The organism is Fibrobacter sp. UWCM (assembly GCF_900129735.1).
Lineage (GTDB): Bacteria > Fibrobacterota > Fibrobacteria > Fibrobacterales > Fibrobacteraceae > Fibrobacter.
In genome coordinates this window covers 78,676-97,451 of sequence record NZ_FQWR01000010.1, presented here as the reverse complement: position 1 = coordinate 97,451, position 18,776 = coordinate 78,676, and the positions used below count along the sequence as shown (strand labels likewise).

Below are 18,776 nucleotides of genomic sequence, written 5' to 3'. Positions count from 1 at the left end.
TAAAAACAGCGGGGCTTTTTATTAAATTTGCTCTTTTGAGCACTATAAATATAAACTTTCCAGGGGCGGATGTCAAGAGGTTTTCAGAAAAAATTCATTTTTCCCCTATTCCAATAATCTATATTGCTGTTGACATAGCCCCATTCCTCACGGTTTGGGGCGCGAGTTTAACGTTGAGTTAGCTCTTATTCTCGTAATGGAAATCTGGTAAATTTTCAAATTCTGCGAGTTTAAGGCGAAACACTCACGTCCAGCAATGGGCGTGGGTCGTTTGTGCTTATTGCAGAATAGGTTTACCAGAGCCTCCATTACGATAAGTTCATTCGACGCCACGCTTTTTCTTTTTTGCGAACGCGTGGTTGCCGGGCGAGATAAGGGTCATTGAGCTTGCCGAAATGACCGCGGAATTTTGCTTGCAGTTGAATGCACCAGTATAAGGGCTAGCAAATGAGGCCCTTATGGATAACACGCAGCAGTTCAACAAGCTGGTCAGTTTTATGTGGAATATCGCCAACGACGTGTTGGTGGATGTCTTTGAACAGGTCGATTACAAGAAGGTCATTCTCCCGATGATGGTGCTCCGCCGCATCGACGTTCTCTTGGAGCCCACGAAAGATGCCGTTCTCAAGCAGAAGGCCGAACTCGACAAGCAGAAGATTGTGAACTACGAGCCTGTGCTGACCGCCATCACCAAATATCCCTTCGTGAACGTTTCGAAGTTTACGATGCGCAGGCTGACGGCAGAGACGAACCCGAACCGCCTGAAAATGAACTTCCTGGAATACATCGACGGTTACAGCAAGGATGTCCAGGACATTGTCAAGAAGTTCGAACTGTTGCCGACCATCGACAAGCTTACCGAGAACAACCGCCTGGGATCCATTCTCGAGAAGTTTACCGACAAGTCCATCAACTTGGGAATTCAGCCCGTCAAAGATGCGAGCGGAAAAGAGACCTTGCCTGGTGTCGATAACCACATGATGGGAACTGTGTTCGAGGAATTGCTCCGTCGCTTCAACGAAGCCTATGCGGTGACTAGCGCCGGTCGTCACTTTACGCCGCGCGACATGGTGAAGTTGCTTGCCGACTTGACGATTCTCCCGATTGCGAACAAACTTGAAAATTCGACATACACCGTTTACGATGGAGCCTGCGGTACGGGCGGAATCTTGTCGGTTGCCAAGGAGAAAATCCTTGATATGGCGAAAGAACGCGACAAGAAAATCAAGATTCACATTTTCGGTCAGGAACTGATGCCCGATACTTACGCCACCTGCAAGGCGGACATTATGATTTCGGGCCAAATCAAGAGTTTCAGTTATTCGTTGAACAAGCAGCAGCGCGACTACATCGCCTTCGGCTCGACTATCTCGCAAGACGGCCACATTGGCGAAACTTACGACTTCTGCATTTCGAACCCGCCGTTCGGTACGGCATGGAAAGAAGACCTCAAGAACTGGGGGATTTCGGACAAGAAGGAAATTACCGACAGCCGTTTTGTGCTTTCGGACGACATAAACTTTGTCCCCGACATTGGCGACCCGCAGATGCTCTTTTTGGCGAACAACGTGAGCCGCATGAAGAATACGGAACTCGGCACCCGCATCGTGGAGGTGCACAACGGAAGCTCGCTCTTTACGGGCGATGCAGGCTCGGGTAACAGCAACTTGCGCAAGTACATTATCGAAAACGACATGCTCGAAGCGATTGTCGCCATGCCCGAAAAGGACTTTTACAACACGGGTATTGGCACCTATATCTGGATTGTCACGAACCGCAAGGAAAAACGCCGCAAGGGCAAGGTGCAGTTGATTGATGCGACCGCCATCAAGACACCGCTCCGCAAGAATCTGGGCGAAAAGAATTGTGAAACGAACGAGGCGGACCGAGCAAAGATTTTGAAACTCCTGATGGATTTCAAGGAAACGGAACAGAGCAAGATTTTCGACAATTCTGAATTCGGTTACTGGTCTGTGCCGCTGATGAAGCCCGTATTGGACGAGAATGGCAAACCGGTCAAGGACAAGAAGGGCAACGTAAAATACAAGGCGAGCCGCAGCGAAACGGAGCAGATTCCGATGAACTATCCGGGCGGGATTGATGGCTTCTACGAGAACGAAGTCAAACCCTATACACCTGACGTGATTTTTGGCGAACCCACCGTTGGCTACGAACTCAGCTTTACCAAGTATTTCTACAAGCCCGTTGAGCTTCGCAGCCTGAAAGACATCAAGAACGACATCATGAAGCTGGAACGACAAACCGAAGGTGCCCTAGCGGAGATTCTGGAAGAGTAGCCTCACTTGTCATTCCCGGCTTGACCGGGAATCTCCCATGAGAAAAGGAATTTGTCTATATGAGAAAGTATGCGCGATACAAGGATTCAGGAATCTCTTGGATAGGAGATGTGCCGGAGCATTGGGATGTTGTTCCTTTTAGGTCTGAATTCTCTTTGGGAAAGGGCTTGCCGATTACAAAGGATAACCTTATTAATGATGAAATTAATGGAGTCCCTGTTGTCAGTTATGGGCAAATTCATTCTAAGGAAAATGAAGGAACTGTTTTAAAAAGAAATTTGTTGAGATTTGTTGAATCTTCATGGCTTGATTCAAATCCGCAATCTTTATTGCGGAAAAATGATATTGTATTTGCCGATACTTCAGAAGATTTAGATGGTTGTGGTAATTGTGTTTTAAATACGGAAACGAGAAAGATTTTTGCAGGCTATCATACAATAATTGCGTTTACAAATAAAGAAGAAAACGGACCATTCTTTGCTTATCTTTTTCAATCTGATATTTGGAGATCTCAAATTAGAACTCGTGTAAACGGCGTAAAAGTTTATAGTGTTACAAGAGCTCATTTGAAGCGTTGTAAATTGCTACTCCCTCCTCTCTCAGAACAAAAGACGATTGCGGAATACTTGGACAAAAAGACTGCGCAAATCAATGAACTTGTTTCGGCAAAACAGAAACAAATCGAACTCCTGAAGGAATACAAACAGTCCGTTATCGCAAATGCCGTCACAGGCAAGATAGACGAAAGACGAGAGAAACGCAAATGGAAAGACTCCGGCATTTCTTGGATAGGAAAAATCCCTGAAAACTGGGAAGTAAAACGTGTAGCCTCGTTTTTTGATGAAAATAAGGTGTTGAACAAAGATTTCTCTTTCAAGAAAGCTTACCAGTTCAAATTCGGCACTCTGGTTATGAAGAATGAAGTTGGCGATGAAAAAGATTATGAAGAAACATACGTAAAGTACACGGTTTTGAAAAAAAATGATATTGTCCTGAATGGGTTAAATCTTAACTATGACTTTGTTTCTCAGCGTGTCGCAATTTGTCCGACTCCCGGTATTATCACTTCCGCTTATATTGCAATGACACCAAGAAAAACTATTGAAGCAATGTATTATTTGTGGCTTTTCAAAACCATGGATAATAAGAAAATGCTTCACGGAATGGGTTCTGGTATTCGATTGACATTATCGTTTTCAGATATGAAAAATCAGCGAATCCCAGTCCCTCCTCTTTCCGAACAAAAGGAAATAGTCGCCTATATCGAAAAGAAAGTTTCTTCTATCGATTCTCAAATTGCGTCCATCGAAAATCAGATTGCGAACTTGAATGAGTATAAGCAAAGTTTGATAAGTGATGTGGTTACAGGCAAGGTAAAAGTTTGTTAGTTCACTTCGGCAAGCTCAGTGAACTTAAAAGAAAAGAGGTTTGATATATGTCGACGGATACTTCAGAAAAGGGTCTCGAAACTCTCATCGAAAAATACCTTCTTGAGACTAACGGCTACTATAGAGGTATGCCGTCCGATTACAGCACCGATTACGCCTTGGATTGCGACAAGTTGGAGCTGTTCCTTTGCTCCACGCAAGAAGACAAAGTCCAAAGAACTGTAGATTTCAAGAACCCGCATATCCGTCATTCGTTCTTTGACAGGCTTAAGAACGAAATCACCAAGCGTGGCGTCATCGACGTCATCCGCAAGGGCTACAATTACAATACCACGCACTTCGACATGTATTACCCGTTTCCGTCCGAGTTGAGCGAATCGGGACAAAGTTATTACGACAGGAACATTTTTTCCGTTACGCGCCAGGTTCACTTTAGCGTCGCGAACCCTGACTTGTCTATCGACATGGTGATTTTCATTAACGGCATGCCCGTCATCACCATCGAACTAAAGAATCATTATACCGGCCAGACTGTGTTGAATGCGGTGGCGCAGTATTCTAACCCGAATGAACGCAATCCCAAGGAATTGCTACTGCAGCCCAGGCGTTGTGCGGTCCACTTTGCCGTAGATGACGACAACATCCGCATGTGCACGGAATTGAAGGGCAAGGAATCGTGGTTCCTGCCGTTTGACAAGGGTGTCGATGGCGGAGCCGGCAATCCGGTAAATCCCAGTGGCCCGCGAACAGCCTACTTGTGGGATTATGTGCTTACAAAGCAGACTCTCTCCTACATTGTTGAAAACCTGGCTCAGGTCGCAAAATTTACCGATGAAAAGGGAAGAGTCGTCAAGGAATCGGTTGTGTGGCCCCGCTACCACCAGCTTGATGCCGTCCGTTATCTGGTGCAAGAAACCAAGTCGCATGAACTGGGGCAAAAGTTCCTGATTCAGCATAGTGCGGGCTCGGGTAAGTCGAATACGATTACGTGGCTTGCCTTTATGCTGGCCCAGCAACTGCGCGGAACGGAAAAGCTGATGGATTCCATCATCGTCGTGACCGACCGTGTGAACCTCGACAAGCAAATCCGCAACAACATCAATGCCTACAACCAACTCGGCAACATTGTCGGCTGGGCGGATTCTTCGGAAACGCTTCGCAAGGAACTCACTGCGGGCAAGCGAATTATCATCACGATTGTTCACAAGTTCCCGTTCATTCTCAAGGAAATCGGAACGGCACTTGCTGATCGCCGATTTGCAATCATCATTGACGAGGCGCATAGCAGCCAGAGTGGCTCGCTCTCGGCTAAAATGAATATGGCGATTGCCGGTATCGATGTCGAGAACGAGGAAGATTTCGAAGACATCTTGAACAAGACTATCGAAGGCCGCAAGATGGTGAAGAACGCGAATTACTACGCCTTTACCGCGACGCCCAAGAACAAGACTCTCGAAATGTTCGGAAAAAAGATTCCGCAGCCCGATGGAAGTCCGAAATTCGAACCGCACCACAATTACACCATGCGCCAGGCCATTCAGGAAGGCTTTATCTTGGATGTGCTGAAAAACTATACGCCGTACCAGAGTTACTACAAGGTTGTTGAATCGGAAATAATCCGCAAGCGAAAGGAAAATCCCGAATTTGACCGCGACCAGGCGCAAAAGAAAATCCGCTGGTATGTGGAAAGTCGCCCCGAAACGGTCGAGAAAAAGGCCGCCATCATTGTAAACCACTTTATCAATAACGTCATCAACAAGAACAAGGTGGGTGGACAGGCCCGTGCCATGGTGGTGACTGCCGGAATCGAAAGGGCGATTGATTACTATTACGCCATTTCGAAGCAGTTGCAGGATATGAAGAGTCCGTACAAGGCTGTTGTTGCATTTAGCGGAAAGAAAATGTATCACGGCAAGGAAGAAACCGAGGCGAGCATCAACAAGTTCCCGTCTGCCGATATCGAAAAAAACATGAAGGTGGACCCGTATCGCATTCTCGTTGTCGCTGACAAGTTCCAGACAGGGTATGACGAACCGTTGCTGCACACCATGTATGTCGATAAAGGCTTGACTGATATCAAGGCCGTGCAGACGCTTAGCCGATTGAACCGCTGCCACCCCAAAAAGAAGGACACGTTCATTCTCGATTTCGCGAATGATCCCGAAGATATCAAGGAATCGTTCCAGCGCTATTACAAGATGACGACGCTTGCAGGCGAGACCGATCCGAATAAACTGAATGACCTGATTTTCGAACTGGATGAATTCAACATTTACACGCAAGCCGAAATTGATTTGTATTGCAGAAAATATCTGGGTTCTGCTCCGCGCGAAGAACTGGACCCGATTATTGATACGTGCGTGGAACGATTCAAGAATGACCTGCAAGAAGAACAGCAGATTGCCTGCAAGAGCGCTATGAAGAATTTCGTGCGCATCTATACCTTCCTTGCTGCCATTATGCCGTTCGGTAGTGAGGATTGGGAAAAACGTTGGACGTTCTACAAGTATCTTGTGACGAAATTGCCCAAGCTGAAACGCGAAGACTTTACCGAAGGCTTGTTGGAATCAATTGACTTTGACCAGTTGCGAATTGTGGAACAGGAAGCGGCAAAAATTTCTCTTGAAAACGAGAATGCCGAAATTGCGCCCGTGCCGACAGGTAATGGAGCCGCTGGCAAAAAAGAACCGGACCTTGTCAAGCTGAGCGACATTCTGGAAGAATTCAACCAGCGCTATGGCGGTGTGGACTGGGAATATCCGGATAAAGTAAAGAAGGATATTGACGAACTGCCCAAGGAACTTGCCGAAAATGAAAGCTTCGCCAACGCCGTTTTGCATGCCGATGAATCGACCGTGCAAATCGAAGGCGGCGACGCCTTGCAGCAAATTATCGTCAAGAACATGGCCGCCCGTTCGGAACTCTTCCGCATATTCCTAGAAAACCAGGAATTCCAGAACTTCCTCGTGGAACGCGTGATTAATGCTGCGAGAACGATGGTAAGGGGCGCTGCAGGGTAGAATGAATAACCCCAGTGGTTATGTAAAATTTTCTTGCTCCCCTTGCCAATTTTGATAGATTTAGGTACATTAATGCCCGACGTGTTTTTCCGTCTAATGGAAAAATGCGTCTTTTTTTTTATTCTGAGATTTCAGGATAAGGGGGCGCCTCTAACATCATCCGGCCGCAAATAGCGGCCAAATGGAGGCTTGAAATACCTGTTATGAAAGAAAATATTGACAACTTGTCAAAAATTGAGTATATTGTAAGAAAGTACGCTGTTAGAATAACTCATAAGGCTTTGAAGAACCTTGATAAAATGCCCAAGCCGGAACAGGAAAAGTTTTTCCGTCTGAAGACGGCTTTGGAAACAAGTGGTCCAGAACAGCCTTCGTTTATGAATTATTCCAAACTCGGTGTAGACATGTACCATTGCCATTTGTCGAGGAAATGGGTTGCATGTTGGAAAAATGAATCGGGAACTTTAACCATAGAGGTCTACTATGTTGGCAGTCGTGAAAGCGCCCCCTACGCACGGCACTAAGAAGCCGGTTTCCTTCAAGATTGAAGGCGAACAGATTCCCGACTTCGTTTTGGGGATGCTTAAGTACATGTTCCCGAAGTGCGTCAAGATTTATGATGCCCCGGTCAAGAAGCGCCATGATAAGGACGAGGAGTCTGTTGCGCTTGAAAGCACCGATTGGTACAAGAAGATGTCTGCGGAGATGACTCCGGGCAAGGCAATCCGTGCCGATCGTGGGCTTCGTGGATGGACTCAGAATGTTCTTGCGCAAAAGCTCGGCATCTCTATACAGAACCTTTCCGCGATGGAACACGATCGCCGCCCTGTATCCAAGAAAATGGCCACGAAGCTGTCCCAGGTTTTCGGTGTTCCGCCCGAAACGTATTTCAGGTTCTGACTGTACTAAAAAATGCGGAATATCGCTCAATGGCGTAAAATGGCATATAAAACACCTTAGCAAAATCGGTACCATCTCTATATAACTATATTATTCCTAAACCAAGGAGTTTTTTATGGCAGAAATCGGTACACCTCTAAGTTCTAGCGCCACGAAGGTGCTGTTTTGCGGAGCGGGCGAACTCGGCAAGGAAGTCATCATCGAGATGATGCGTCTCGGCGTTGAGGTTATCGCCGTGGACCGTTATGCCAATGCGCCCGGCATGCAGGTGGCCCACAGGAGCCACGTCATCAACATGCTCGACGGTGCAGAACTTCGCCGCGTGATTGAACTGGAGAAGCCCGACTACATCGTCCCGGAAGTCGAGGCGATTGCGACCGACACGCTCGTGGAACTCGAGAAGGAAGGCTTCAACGTCATCCCGACCGCGAAGGCCACCAAGCTCACGATGAACCGCGAGGGCATCCGCCGCCTTGCCGCTGAGGAACTGGGCCTCAAGACGAGCCCGTATCGCTTTGCCGACAACTTCGAGGATTTCCAGAAGGCCGTCAAGGAAATCGGCATCCCCTGCGTGGTGAAGCCGGTGATGAGTTCTTCGGGCCACGGTCAGAGCGTCATCAAGACGGAGGCCGACATCCAGAAGTCGTGGGACATTTCCCAGCACGAGGGCCGCACCGGCCATGCCAGCCGCGTGATTGTGGAAGGTTTCGTGCCGTTCGATTACGAGATTACATTGCTTACGGTTCGCCATGTGGGCGGAACCAGCTTCCTTGAACCGGTGGGTCACCATCAGGTGGGCGGCGACTACCAGGAATCCTGGCAGCCCCAGCCGATGAAGCCCGAACTCCTGGAACAGGCGAAGGACATCGCAAAAAAGATTACCGACGCTCTCGGTGGCCGCGGCATTTTTGGTGTGGAACTTTTCGTGTGCAAGGACCAGGTGCTCTTCAGCGAAGTTTCTCCGCGCCCGCACGATACTGGCATGGTGACATTGATTTCGCAGGATTTGTCTGAATTTGCGCTGCACGCTCGCGCGATTCTCGGCCTGCCCATCCCGAACATCGCGTTCCACGGCCCGAGCGCTTCGAAGGCTATTGTGGTGGACGGCAATTCCGACCACGTGAAGTTCGGCGGCCTCGAAGAAGTGCTTGCAGAACCTGACACTGCGCTCCGCCTGTTCGGCAAGCCCGAACTCAAGGGCCACCGCCGCCTGGGCGTGCTGCTTGCCCGCCGCGACACGGTGGAAGAGGCCAAGGCGCAGGTCATGGCCATGCGCGAAAAAGTGAAGATCACTCTGTAAATATTTACGTGTCGATGAAAAAACTGTTTGAATTACTCCTGCCCGCGCTGCTTGTTGCGTGCTACTCGCCGGAACCTTTCGAGGCCGAATCGGTCGAGTCCGCGTCCAGTGGTAAGTCCGATATCGGGACGGTCTTCCCGGTGAACACGCAGAAGCAGATTTGTAACCCCTCCGTATCCCAGGATACGGCGAACTATCCTGCTGCGATGCTTTGGCTGAACTTTGGCGGTACGCTCAAGGTGACCCCGCCGGATTCTGGCTTTACGACAAGCGGGGTAATTCAGCATGACCGCCTGACTATTTCCGATACCTCGGGCAAGGTGCTCTGGTACATGATGCGCGATACGTCTGCGGGCGAATGCCAGTTCCAGGACCCGGAATGGAGTACGCACGCCGACTACGCTGTCGCGCTCCGTGCCTACGACTTGGACGGGAAGAAGGCCTGCGAGAATCTGGACTACGGAATTTTCGCCGTGCGCATGTCGGATAGCAAGCGGTTCTGGTTCTACGACAAGAAGATTATCGAGACGGCGTCCCCGCACCTGTGGGTTTCGCCGGATGCCTCCGTTGATGAGGATGCCGCGGATTCTACGGTGGAAGGCTTCTTTGGCACCGACAAGGTGCGCCTGACTTACGTGAACGACGAAGACAAGATTGTGTTTGTCGATTTTGCGAACGGCGGGCTCGATAAGGCGAAGACGCTTGCAAGGCCTTCCGGCAAGTCCGGCTGGAGCATCGATGCCCCGATGATTTCACCCGACGGTAACTTCATCGTCTATAACGTGCTCGAGAATCCGACGACGTGGGAAGCCTACATCCAGGAACTTTCCGCGAACTCTTTGCCGGTAAAAATCGAACGTGGGCAGAACTCGCTTTCGGAACCCGCACAGCCGCACTGGTTCTCGTTTGGTGGCAGGCTGTTTGTGGTGTGGACGGAATTCCCGCAGGGCTCGCAGATGCTCAATAAGAACGACCTCACGCAGGAATCCGTGCAGGATGGCTCCGTGGGTCGCACGGTGATGCGCGAAGTTCGCCTGAATGCGGGTGCCCCGAGCGACCTTGCGGTAGAGTGGGTCGGAGATGTTCGTGAAATCGCCTCCATTCCCATGATTGGCGGGCGCTCTCCCGATGGCAGGTTTCTTGCCACCGGTACAAACTACGGCTATTTGCTGGAACTTCCGTGAGGTAGATGATGAAGAATTCCTTATTGAAGTCCGGTAAAAAATTTGGCAAAAAATTCGGTGCGGTCGCATCTCTCGCGGCTCTCGCTACCTGCGCGTTCCTCGCCGCGTTCAACGCTCCGGTCGAACCCGCTACCCCCTGGGAATCCATTGGCGGGTGCGGTGCCGGCGGTTCCGGTGGCGGTGCGAGCGATGGCATCAAGTGGATTGGCCAGGGCGTTTCGGGCGGCTATCTGGAAACGGAAGTGTTTACCAAGTACAGCGTCGGCCAGAATTTCTCGGGCCTCACGCTCACCCCGCATTTTTCCATCAAGCCTACATGGTCCACGAAACTCGGCGTGTCCATACCGTTTGTTTCGCACCAGGGTGAAGTCCAGTACCGCAGTAACCAGGCTCCGACCGACCGCAGTACCGGCGGGCTTGGTGATATTTCGTTTGACTTTAGCAAGACGATTGGCAGTGGGGGAGCGGCGTCGCTTTCTGCATCGCTCACGATTCCTACCGGCCAGTACGACATCAAGCGTGGTACGGATGCTTCCGAAGAAATCTTGCCAGCAAGTTTCCAGAAGGGCTCGGGCCTGTATTCGCTTACGCTCGGCTGGGACTACAGCCGCGATACCGACAAGGGAATCTGGCTCTACGGGCTTACGTTCACGTACCCGTTCGCAATGCATTTGATTTCGGGCGAGAACGAGTTCAATGACAGTTACTGGAAGAACATTGAACACGATGGCGACCGTTTTGAATACCGCTTCAAGCCGTATGGCGAAAATGACCTGGGCGCCTTCACTCCGCCTTCCGTGAGCGCGTCTGTTGCCTATGGCTATCGCGGCCGCCCGGGTATAGTGCAGAGTTTTGGCCTGAACTTTTCCGTGCCTCTGGGCGTTGCCTGGATTAGTTCCGAAAAGGCGGGTACGTACGACCCGCGCCCCGACCCCGATCATCAGGCGTGGTCCGTGGCGCTTGCCTACGGTATCGAGTTCTCGGATGCGGACTTCCCGGTGTTCCTCGCACTCTCCGTGCCCATACACGACAAGGCGAATGCGGCTGACCCGAGCGACGAGTACGACGAGAGCCCGATGCGCGAATGGAACGCTCCCGACTGGGGCGACATTCTGCAGCAGTGGACCATCGCTGTCGGCATCAAGGGAAGTTTCTTCTAATTAGACGAAAGACGAGAGAAAGCTAAATATCTTTCGTCTCTTGTCTGTAGGCTCGAAGAGCCGTTCTATAGTCTAAGCTCGCGGGTGCGTCTTCTTGAAGGCGGCGCGCAGGCGTTCTGCATTTACATGCGTGTAGACTTGGGTGGTGGAGATGTTCGAATGCCCGAGCATCTCTTTGACGCTCATGATTTCGGCACCGTTTTCGAGCAGGTGCGTGGCGAAACTGTGGCGCAGCACGTGCGGGCTAGCTTTCCCCTCCCAGCCGATTTCGCGCAATAGGTCGTGGATGTCGTTCCGGAGCGTGCGTATCCCGAACGGCTTGCCGTCTTCGCTGAGGAATACATATCCCGTTGCGGTGGGGAGGTGGCCCGCTTCAGCTTCCATCTGCTTGAAGTTCGCGATGCGGTCGATGAAACTTTCGGTGAGCGGCACGATGCGTTCCTTGTTGCCCTTGCCGAGCACGCGCACGAGTTTCGCGTTAACGTCGATGCGGTCCCACGTGAGGTTCTGGCATTCCGAGATACGCAGGCCCGAGCCGTAGATGAGTTCGAGCAGGATGCGTGCACGCACCTGCTGTAGCGTCGGGTTCTCGACTTCGGGGAACTTCTCTTCGGCGAGGTCCTTTTGCCCGAGCACGTTCACGAGCCGCTTGGGGCGCTTGGGCATGGGGACTGCTTCGGCGGGATTTGTTTCCAGCACTTTCGAGCGGACCAGGTACTTGCCGAAACTCTTTAATGCGGCGAGGTGCTCGCAGATGCTCGTGGGTGCAAGTTTCTGCTTCATCTTCAAATCCCACACGAAGCCCTTCACGTTCATCTCGGAAAATGCGGAAAGTTCCGGCGCATTCTCGATGCCTGCGATTCCCTGCGCATTCTCGATGCCCGCAATTTCCGGCGCGTTGCCCGATTTGCGCGCGGGTATGGGCGCGCCGCCCAGGTGCTCGAGGAACTTCACGAGCGACTTCTTGTAGGTGTCCACCGTGCGGGGCGAAAAGCGCCGCCTCTCCGCAATGTACTGCAAGAACTGCTCTATGTGTTCCGGAAGGTTCATGTCGCATAATTTAATAAACAAATGACCATAATAAGGGAGCTTCCGGTTGGTCTTGCTCCGGCGAAAAATCTATTTTATGGACAAGGTATGAGACTCGCGCGCATTTTAGACACACATGCTCTTGTGAACTGCCGCTTTCGGGCGGCGGTCGCTTTTGCGTGCCGTCGTGCGGTGGTCGCTCTGGCGGCCTCCCTGCTGTTTGCGGGCGCATCCCTTGCCGCCGACCGTGTGGCGGGCGCGAACGAGACCATGAACATGGAACCCGGAGCGCGGTCTGCAGCCCTCGGTTCTGCTACGATGGCGGTCGACGGCGATTACCTCGGGCTTGTCTCGAACCCGCACCAGCTGTCTTCGGTACGCTACCTCTGGGCGTCGTTCTCGCATACCGCATACTACGAGGATACCCGCTACGATTTTGCGTCTGCGGTTATCCCGCTTTCCGAGGGCCAGGGCCTGGGTATTTCTTTTGCGCGTTTTGGCGCCGACGACATTCCTTATATACGCGAGGGCGAACCGCTCCCCGAGGGGAACGACTACAATACGCTTTCCTATGACGACTGGATGTTTTCTGCAACCTGGGGCAGGCGCCTGTTCGGCCGTTTTGACCTGGGGGTGGGCTTCCACCTGCTGTACCGCGACATGGACCAGACGGGCTGGGGCTTCCGGGGCGATGCTTCCCTCCGGTATCGCGTAGTTGACGAACTGTATGTCGCGGGCCTCCTCAAGGGTTGGACTTCTTCTGCGACTACATGGGAGTCGGGCGAGTTCGAGTACTCCGCGCCCGAGTTCTACCTGGCGGCGAGCTACTCCCTGCCTGTCGCCTACCTGTATGGCAAGCTGAACCTTTACTGGCAGGGCGCGGGACTGCTCCACCGCGAGGCGCGCGCGCTCGGGTACGAGACCGATGACGATGTGGGGGGCCGCATCTGGGAAAGCCCGCTTGACTGGCTTTCGGGTGGCCGCGGCGGTATCGAGTTCGCCTTTGATTTCGGGCTCAGCGTGCGTGCGGGCCTATCGAGTTTTACCACCTTCAAGAGCGTGACCGCGGGTGCCGGGCTTACCATCGCGAAGTTCCTGCGGGTCGATTACGCGTTCGAGTCGCACCCGGTTCTCTCTCCGGTGCATCGCGTGAGCATAAGCGTGAGCCCCTACTTGTTTGCGCATGCGCCCAAGCCTGAACCTGAAGCAGCAAGGCGTGGCAGTGCGGGTAGCAGCCTGCTCGGCGCCGAACCCGACGCCCCTGATGAAATCGCTCCGGAAGGCGCGTCCAAGGATGCCGCTCAACCCGCGGGCCAAGCCGACGGACAACAGGCTAGCCAGGCAACCAGCCAGCCTGCCGGACCAGCCCCTGAGGCTCCCGCCCCGCAGGCGCCCGTAGTGGAAGAATCTTCCGACGAGGTTCTTGAACCCGCGCCCTCTGGAGGCGTGTACTGGGAGGAGTAGCCGTTTTTTCGCTTTTTTTTAACTTTTGTCTGTGATTTTTTGCACATTAACCATTTTTTAGTTTATATTTCTTACCATGACGCAATTGAAGAACTATCGTGAAGTTGGCATTTTTGACCTTTTGTCTGCCCCTCTCAACCCTATAGGGGCGTTTGACGCCGAACAGTTCAAGAAAGATGTCCGCAAGCTGATAGACGACAACCCCGACGACAAGTTCGTCGCGGTCGACCTCATGGGTCTCGATTTTGTATACAGCGATGCCTACAATGCTTTTGTCCAGTTCCAGTGCGAACTTTCGGGCAAGGGAGGCATGCTCGCGCTCCTCAGCAACAGTGCGACCATCGCTGACGGTCTGAAGAAGGCCGGGCTCGACCGTACGCTCAAGGTGTTCGGTGCCGAAGCCGAAATGATGACTTTCTCGTTGCATAGCCACGATCCTGTAGAACTGCCTCCCCGTGAGCAGGCTCCTGCCGCTCCGTCGGAACCCGAAGCGGTTCCTGTCGCCTCGCAGAATGGCGGTCAGGCTCCTTCGATGTCGGGCGAGTTCCGTTCCGAGCGCCGTACGGGCCACAACCGCAGGTTCACCAAGAGCTTCAACGCTGTCGTGAAAGACGAGAAAAAACTTGCCTCGAAGGGCATGAACATGCCGTTCGAAGAGGAATCCTCGTCGGGAAAAACTGTATTCTTCATCATCCTCGTCCTTCTTGTTCTCGGTGGCCTTGCGGCCTTCTTCTTGATGTGATTGAAGGATGTCTGAAGGTTTTTCGGAACATCGCTGTAAAAAAAGATACAAGCCCAAGCGCTACAATTACCCCGTAGTGCGCATTCTCCTTTTTTGCGTGGCCGTGGTGCTTTTCGTGCGTCTTGGCTTTGCCGAAAAGGTCGTGCAGCTGTTGCCGGGTTCGACTGTTGTGGAGGCGAGCGACTGGAAATCCCGGTGCGAAACTATGCGCGGCAAGGCCTTTGAACTCAAGAACGGTCTTGGCCAGTGTTCCTGGGTCGTCTCGGATTCCGTGTTCTACCTGCCGAACGATTTTTTGCGCTACATAGCGTCACAGACAAATTCAATGCACCCGAAACTTCACTGGGTTGCCCCGCGCGACCGTTTTTCCGAAGCGGTTCTCGTGCAGGTGGAAGATTCGCTTGTACGTACCTTCATTCACGTGAGGGGTCAGGATTCGCTTTATTACTGGGTCGATATCGCCGACGGGTGCCGCTATCCCGGACTATGCCCGAGGCAGCCGCTGGACTGGTCGGCGCTTACCATTACGGGTGACTTCGATTTCGAGGGCCAGGAATCGCTCCTCGCGATGGACGCGATGCTTGGAATCGGGGAGGCTCCCATACATCCGATTCTGCCCGGAATCGTACTTTCGTCGGGCAAGGATTCACTGGGCCAGTTCGTCGTACTGGATCACGGCAACAACGTGACCTCGCGCATGTCGGGCATGTACCCGGTGAACCCTGCCGATACGGTCCCGTTCCTCGAGGGCGAATATCTCGACATGAATTCCATCGTGGGGCGCCTTGCTCCCAGGGATAGCGCGACGTTCTACCTTACGGTGCGGCACAACGGGTTTTTCGTGCGCTGGGCCGATTTGTATTCGCAGACGCACCCGCTCGACAGCGCGGAAATTGCTAAATTCCTGCAGAAGATTGAGCTCTAGGTTTAGGGCGGTTTGATTTCGGAGAGTGCAGGTGCGCAAGTCGTTTATCATCGGGATTTTTGCTGCGGTCGCGGCCTTGCTTTGCGTGTCCGCGTGTACCCGCGACGATGATGGCGCGATTCCTGTATCTGCAGAAGACGATTCCTTCGTGGGTACGGGCTTTTTCCGCATTGCCGAATTCGATTCCAACTCGTTTATCCATCTCGTGTCCGATACGCTCTATTTGCGGATAGACAGCCTCTGGAGCTATTCCAACTGCGCGCTCAAGCGAATCGAAATCGATACCTCGCACGAAGGTGACGCTCTCGTGTTTTTCCCGAAGATAATCATCGAGTCCGATGGTAAGGATTGCCCGTCGCCGTTCCTCCACCCGGATACGGTAATCAAGCTGTTGCCCCCTGCCGAAGAATTTGGGGATGCGACGGTTCTCCGCGTGCGTAACGACGAGGGCAACGTTCTCGATACGGTTCTTTTGCGTCGCGGCAAGTTCGAACTCGATACTTTCGCCATCTACGTGGATAGCCTCTTCGATACGGTTTCTTCGCTCCCGCTCCGCACCAAGGATTCTCCCTCGGTCCTGAAGGTGCTCGATAGCCTCAACCCGCGCGTGTTTTACTGGCGTGCGATGCAATCTTCTTGCGAACTGCGCATCGACATGTGCGATTCTGTCGTGAACGATACGCTGTTCCCGATGGCCTGGAGCCTTACCGATACTGCCCTCGTGCCTATCCGCAAGGCGTGCGCGTCCGACGATTCCACCTACTGCGTGGCGAACCGCTGGGTGAACGATTCTTCTGCGGTCGGGCCTGTGCAGGAACGCGCCGATACCGTGTGGTTTACGAGCCTCTACTATGTAGAGGAGATTCCCGAATGCGCCACGATGAATTCCTTCCGGGTGGCGGGATACGCGCTGGGGAAGAACGTGAACTTTATCCGTGAACTTATGGTTCCTGACGAGTCCGAGAGCGCCTGCGGGCCTTCTGCACTGAAGGACGTGTTTATCTATGACATGGGCCGCAACCGCGTGTTCCCGGATTCCCTCGATGCGGATTCGCTCTACGGTACCTGGAAATCCGCGAAGGTCGCGCCGGCAAAGTAAATCGTTTGCATGTCGTATTCTTCGCGGAACCTATTGGAAGTAAAGATGCTACAAGATAATATCGAATACTCGTTCGCGACGGACATTCCCGAAAGTGACTACCAGATAATCGTCGATTGCCCGTTTTTCAAGGACTGGATTGCGAAGGCGCGCAAGGATTTTGCGGTGACGCACATCCATGTGGATTCGGTCGACTACTTTAGCCGTGTTCACCGCCCGCTGTTCATCAAGATTACCGCGACGGCGACATTGCCCGATGGCAGGCCCGTGCACGGCGTGGTGCTCTTGCGCGGGAATGCGGTGGGCGTGCTCGTGGTGCTCCGCTGCGAAGGGAAAAAGTACCTGCTGCTGGTTCGCCAGCCGAGGCTTGCCATTACCGAGGAAGCCTCGCTCGAAATACCCGCGGGGATTCTGGACTGGAGCGGCGATTACCGCAAGGTGGCGCTTTCTGAGCTTGAAGAAGAAGCGCAGATAAAGGCGGAAGATTCGGAACTCATCGACCTTTCTGAATTCTGGTGGAAGGGCATGACGGAAGGCTTTGCGGGCAGTTGTGGGCTTTTGGACGAGCGCATTCGCCTGTACGCCATTGAACGCGACGTGACGCCGGAACAGTTGAAGGCGATGGACGGCAAGAATCAGACGTATGTCGAAGAGAACGAATGGATTAGGACGGTAGTGTTGCCCTACGAGGAAGCTGCCCACAAGTTTATCGACGGCAAGAACCTGATTGCGCTGTTCCTGTACGAACGCTGGCTAGAGTCCCGCAAGTAGCTTGAACCACTGATGCAATTGTCATCCCCGGCGCCTGTCCTCGCTTGACGGGGATGACCGGGGATCTTTTACCAATTGCCTATATTATTAACAGTTAGTCCGATGAAAAATACGGCGAGGTAGCCGTACCATAGGCCCGTGAGCACGTAGTTGAGCCCGCGCTTGTACGCCTTCGGTTCGTTCTTGTTTTTCTCGCGGATGGCGAGAATGTTCTTGCGCAAAAAGTACGCGCAGATGGCAAGGCCGATAAGGGTAGCGAGAATCAAGAGTACGTAAGCCATGGTTTAAATATAATAATTTCGTGTAGTTAGTGTGAGCCGAAGCCTTCGATGTTAAATCGGAAGTGTGTGGGTCTAGAACTGCGCGGTCAGTAACGGCGCGACGACTGCGGTGAATAGCCCTGCAATTCCGATGGCAAGGCTGCTCATGGCGCCCTGCACTTCGCCCATCTCCATGGCGCGGGTGGTGCCGAGCGCGTGGCTTGCGGTGCCGATGGCGATACCCTGCGCTACCTTGTGCTTTATGTGGCAGAACCTGCATACGGCGGGGGCCGCGACCGCACCCGTGATTCCCGTGACGGTGATGGCGATGATGGTGACGGAAGGAATGCCGCCGATTTGCGACGAGATGACGCTCCCCATCGGGATGGTGACGGATTTCGGGAGCAACGAGAGCATGAGCGTGTTGCTCAGCCCGAGCAGTTTACTGAAAAGAATCACGCACGCAATCGAGGTGAGGCTACCCGCGAAGATGCCCGCGAGTATGGGCTTCCAGAATTGCCTGAGTTTTGAAATCTGCCTGTAGAGAGGCACGGCGAGCACGACTGTCGCGGGCGAGAGCATCACCGAAATATAGTCGCCGCCCACGTTGTAGCTTTCGAGGCTGATGCCCGTGATGAGCAGGAATCCGACGATGAGGATGTTGCCTATCAGGAGCGGGTTCAGGAAGGAATACTTGAACTTCTTGCTGATGAAGACGCCGGTTTCAAAAGCGACGAGCGTGAGGAATATGCCGAACAGGGGAGAATTGATGATGGCGTTCATTTTTCGCCCCCGATTGTGCCGTTGCGTTCTGCACGCTTGGAAAGGCGTTCTGCACGCAGGGCCAGGTTTTCCCGGTATTCCTGCCTGCGGATAAAAAACTGCGTGACTCGGCCGCCGGCAGCAATGGTCACGAGCGTGAAGGCGATGCAGAGGAACAGTAAAAGCGGCCACTTGGAAAGGATGTCGTCGCCGACGGCCATGATGGCGATGCTAGGCGGCAAGAAGAAGAGTGCCAGGTGGTTCAGGAAAAAGCTCGCGACGCCCGAAATCTGTTCCGGCTTGATGACTTTAGTACAAAGTAATATGAGCAGCAGGACCATGCCGATAATGTTCCCCGGCAGGGGCACGCCCACGATGCGGTGGAGGAATTCCCCGGCAAGGCAGATGGCGAAAATGACGGCAAGTTGGAGCGGGATTCTCATTGCGGGCGTAAATTTAGAAAAAGTATATTCTA

The 18,776-nt window shown here is 52.7% G+C and carries 17 protein-coding genes; 13 read left to right on the top strand and 4 right to left on the bottom strand.

All coding sequences use genetic code 11. From position 1 onward, the window contains the following. The first annotated feature begins 458 nt into the window (after positions 1 to 458). From BUB22_RS08555 to BUB22_RS08520, 8 genes are all read left to right on the top strand, one after another. Positions 459 to 2,297 (top strand): type I restriction-modification system subunit M, encoded by a 1,839-nt coding sequence (locus BUB22_RS08555; protein WP_073114766.1) that lies wholly within the window; start codon positions 459 to 461, stop codon positions 2,295 to 2,297. 59 nt (positions 2,298 to 2,356) lie between these two features. Beyond that, on the top strand, positions 2,357 to 3,685 hold the full coding sequence (locus BUB22_RS08550; protein WP_073114765.1) for a restriction endonuclease subunit S: 1,329 nt from the start codon (positions 2,357 to 2,359) through the stop codon (positions 3,683 to 3,685). Positions 3,686 to 3,732: 47 nt separating this feature from the next. Continuing rightward, positions 3,733 to 6,705 (top strand): type I restriction endonuclease subunit R, encoded by a 2,973-nt coding sequence (locus BUB22_RS08545; RefSeq protein WP_073114764.1) that lies wholly within the window; start codon positions 3,733 to 3,735, stop codon positions 6,703 to 6,705. Between the two features lie 203 nt (positions 6,706 to 6,908). Next, a complete protein-coding gene (locus BUB22_RS08540) occupies positions 6,909 to 7,229 on the top strand; it encodes a type II toxin-antitoxin system RelE family toxin (RefSeq protein ID WP_217650367.1) in 321 nt (106 codons plus the stop codon). Then, positions 7,201 to 7,605, top strand: a complete 405-nt coding sequence (locus BUB22_RS08535; protein WP_254794690.1) for a helix-turn-helix domain-containing protein — start codon at positions 7,201 to 7,203, stop codon at positions 7,603 to 7,605. Before BUB22_RS08540 ends, BUB22_RS08535 begins: the two co-directional genes overlap by 29 nt. 115 nt (positions 7,606 to 7,720) lie before the next feature. Next, complete coding sequence (gene purT / locus BUB22_RS08530) at positions 7,721 to 8,905, top strand: formate-dependent phosphoribosylglycinamide formyltransferase (protein WP_073114762.1); 1,185 nt, start codon at positions 7,721 to 7,723, stop codon at positions 8,903 to 8,905. A 14-nt stretch (positions 8,906 to 8,919) separates the two neighbouring features. Beyond that, on the top strand, positions 8,920 to 10,089 hold the full coding sequence (locus tag BUB22_RS08525) for a hypothetical protein (protein ID WP_073114761.1): 1,170 nt from the start codon (positions 8,920 to 8,922) through the stop codon (positions 10,087 to 10,089). A gap of 5 nt (positions 10,090 to 10,094) precedes the next feature. Continuing rightward, positions 10,095 to 11,249 (top strand): hypothetical protein, encoded by a 1,155-nt coding sequence (locus BUB22_RS08520; protein ID WP_139258876.1) that lies wholly within the window; start codon positions 10,095 to 10,097, stop codon positions 11,247 to 11,249. 72 nt (positions 11,250 to 11,321) lie between these two features. Here BUB22_RS08520 and BUB22_RS08515 read toward each other — a convergent pair whose 3' ends face one another. After that, entirely contained in the window at positions 11,322 to 12,299 is a 978-nt protein-coding gene (locus BUB22_RS08515) for a tyrosine-type recombinase/integrase (protein ID WP_073114786.1), read from the bottom strand. Between the two features lie 123 nt (positions 12,300 to 12,422). Here BUB22_RS08515 and BUB22_RS08510 point away from each other — a divergent pair, with 123 nt between their 5' ends. The 5 genes from BUB22_RS08510 (at position 12,423) to BUB22_RS08490 (ending at position 17,279) form a co-directional block, all read left to right on the top strand. Continuing rightward, positions 12,423 to 13,742, top strand: coding sequence for a PorV/PorQ family protein (locus BUB22_RS08510; RefSeq protein ID WP_175547269.1), 1,320 nt, complete (start codon positions 12,423 to 12,425; stop codon positions 13,740 to 13,742). A 76-nt stretch (positions 13,743 to 13,818) separates the two neighbouring features. Continuing rightward, positions 13,819 to 14,484 (top strand): STAS domain-containing protein, encoded by a 666-nt coding sequence (locus BUB22_RS08505; RefSeq protein WP_139258874.1) that lies wholly within the window; start codon positions 13,819 to 13,821, stop codon positions 14,482 to 14,484. 7 nt (positions 14,485 to 14,491) lie between these two features. Continuing rightward, positions 14,492 to 15,409 (top strand): hypothetical protein, encoded by a 918-nt coding sequence (locus BUB22_RS08500; RefSeq protein WP_073114757.1) that lies wholly within the window; start codon positions 14,492 to 14,494, stop codon positions 15,407 to 15,409. 31 nt (positions 15,410 to 15,440) lie between these two features. Beyond that, entirely contained in the window at positions 15,441 to 16,508 is a 1,068-nt protein-coding gene (locus tag BUB22_RS08495) for a hypothetical protein (RefSeq protein WP_073114785.1), read from the top strand. A 45-nt stretch (positions 16,509 to 16,553) separates the two neighbouring features. After that, on the top strand, positions 16,554 to 17,279 hold the full coding sequence (locus BUB22_RS08490) for an NUDIX domain-containing protein (RefSeq protein ID WP_073114784.1): 726 nt from the start codon (positions 16,554 to 16,556) through the stop codon (positions 17,277 to 17,279). A gap of 68 nt (positions 17,280 to 17,347) precedes the next feature. Here BUB22_RS08490 and BUB22_RS08485 read toward each other — a convergent pair whose 3' ends face one another. From BUB22_RS08485 to BUB22_RS08475, 3 genes are all read right to left on the bottom strand, one after another. Continuing rightward, the gene (locus tag BUB22_RS08485; protein WP_073114756.1) at positions 17,348 to 17,560 is read right to left on the bottom strand and encodes a hypothetical protein; all 213 of its coding nucleotides are present in this window, start codon (positions 17,558 to 17,560) and stop codon (positions 17,348 to 17,350) included. Positions 17,561 to 17,632: 72 nt separating this feature from the next. Next, positions 17,633 to 18,322 (bottom strand): LrgB family protein, encoded by a 690-nt coding sequence (locus tag BUB22_RS08480; RefSeq protein ID WP_072808650.1) that lies wholly within the window; start codon positions 18,320 to 18,322, stop codon positions 17,633 to 17,635. Further along, complete coding sequence (locus tag BUB22_RS08475) at positions 18,319 to 18,744, bottom strand: CidA/LrgA family protein (protein ID WP_073114755.1); 426 nt, start codon at positions 18,742 to 18,744, stop codon at positions 18,319 to 18,321. The genes BUB22_RS08480 and BUB22_RS08475 overlap by 4 nt, the downstream gene beginning before the upstream one ends. Between the last annotated feature and the right edge of the window lie 32 nt (positions 18,745 to 18,776).

What these genes read in the sequence shown, in the direction of transcription:
- BUB22_RS08505 (WP_139258874.1), top strand. Translation starts at nt 13,819, where the DNA reads ATGACGCAATTGAAGAACTATCGTGAAGTTGGCATTTTTGACCTTTTG.
- BUB22_RS08525 (WP_073114761.1), top strand. Translation starts at nt 8,920, where the DNA reads ATGAAAAAACTGTTTGAATTACTCCTGCCCGCGCTGCTTGTTGCGTGC.
- purT (WP_073114762.1), top strand. Translation starts at nt 7,721, where the DNA reads ATGGCAGAAATCGGTACACCTCTAAGTTCTAGCGCCACGAAGGTGCTG.
- BUB22_RS08480 (WP_072808650.1), bottom strand. Translation starts at nt 18,322, where the DNA reads ATGAACGCCATCATCAATTCTCCCCTGTTCGGCATATTCCTCACGCTC.
- BUB22_RS08545 (WP_073114764.1), top strand. Translation starts at nt 3,733, where the DNA reads ATGTCGACGGATACTTCAGAAAAGGGTCTCGAAACTCTCATCGAAAAA.
- BUB22_RS08475 (WP_073114755.1), bottom strand. Translation starts at nt 18,744, where the DNA reads ATGAGAATCCCGCTCCAACTTGCCGTCATTTTCGCCATCTGCCTTGCC.
- BUB22_RS08540 (WP_217650367.1), top strand. Translation starts at nt 6,909, where the DNA reads ATGAAAGAAAATATTGACAACTTGTCAAAAATTGAGTATATTGTAAGA.
- BUB22_RS08555 (WP_073114766.1), top strand. Translation starts at nt 459, where the DNA reads ATGGATAACACGCAGCAGTTCAACAAGCTGGTCAGTTTTATGTGGAAT.
- BUB22_RS08550 (WP_073114765.1), top strand. Translation starts at nt 2,357, where the DNA reads ATGAGAAAGTATGCGCGATACAAGGATTCAGGAATCTCTTGGATAGGA.
- BUB22_RS08490 (WP_073114784.1), top strand. Translation starts at nt 16,554, where the DNA reads ATGCTACAAGATAATATCGAATACTCGTTCGCGACGGACATTCCCGAA.
- BUB22_RS08515 (WP_073114786.1), bottom strand. Translation starts at nt 12,299, where the DNA reads ATGAACCTTCCGGAACACATAGAGCAGTTCTTGCAGTACATTGCGGAG.
- BUB22_RS08500 (WP_073114757.1), top strand. Translation starts at nt 14,492, where the DNA reads ATGTCTGAAGGTTTTTCGGAACATCGCTGTAAAAAAAGATACAAGCCC.
- BUB22_RS08520 (WP_139258876.1), top strand. Translation starts at nt 10,095, where the DNA reads ATGATGAAGAATTCCTTATTGAAGTCCGGTAAAAAATTTGGCAAAAAA.
- BUB22_RS08485 (WP_073114756.1), bottom strand. Translation starts at nt 17,560, where the DNA reads ATGGCTTACGTACTCTTGATTCTCGCTACCCTTATCGGCCTTGCCATC.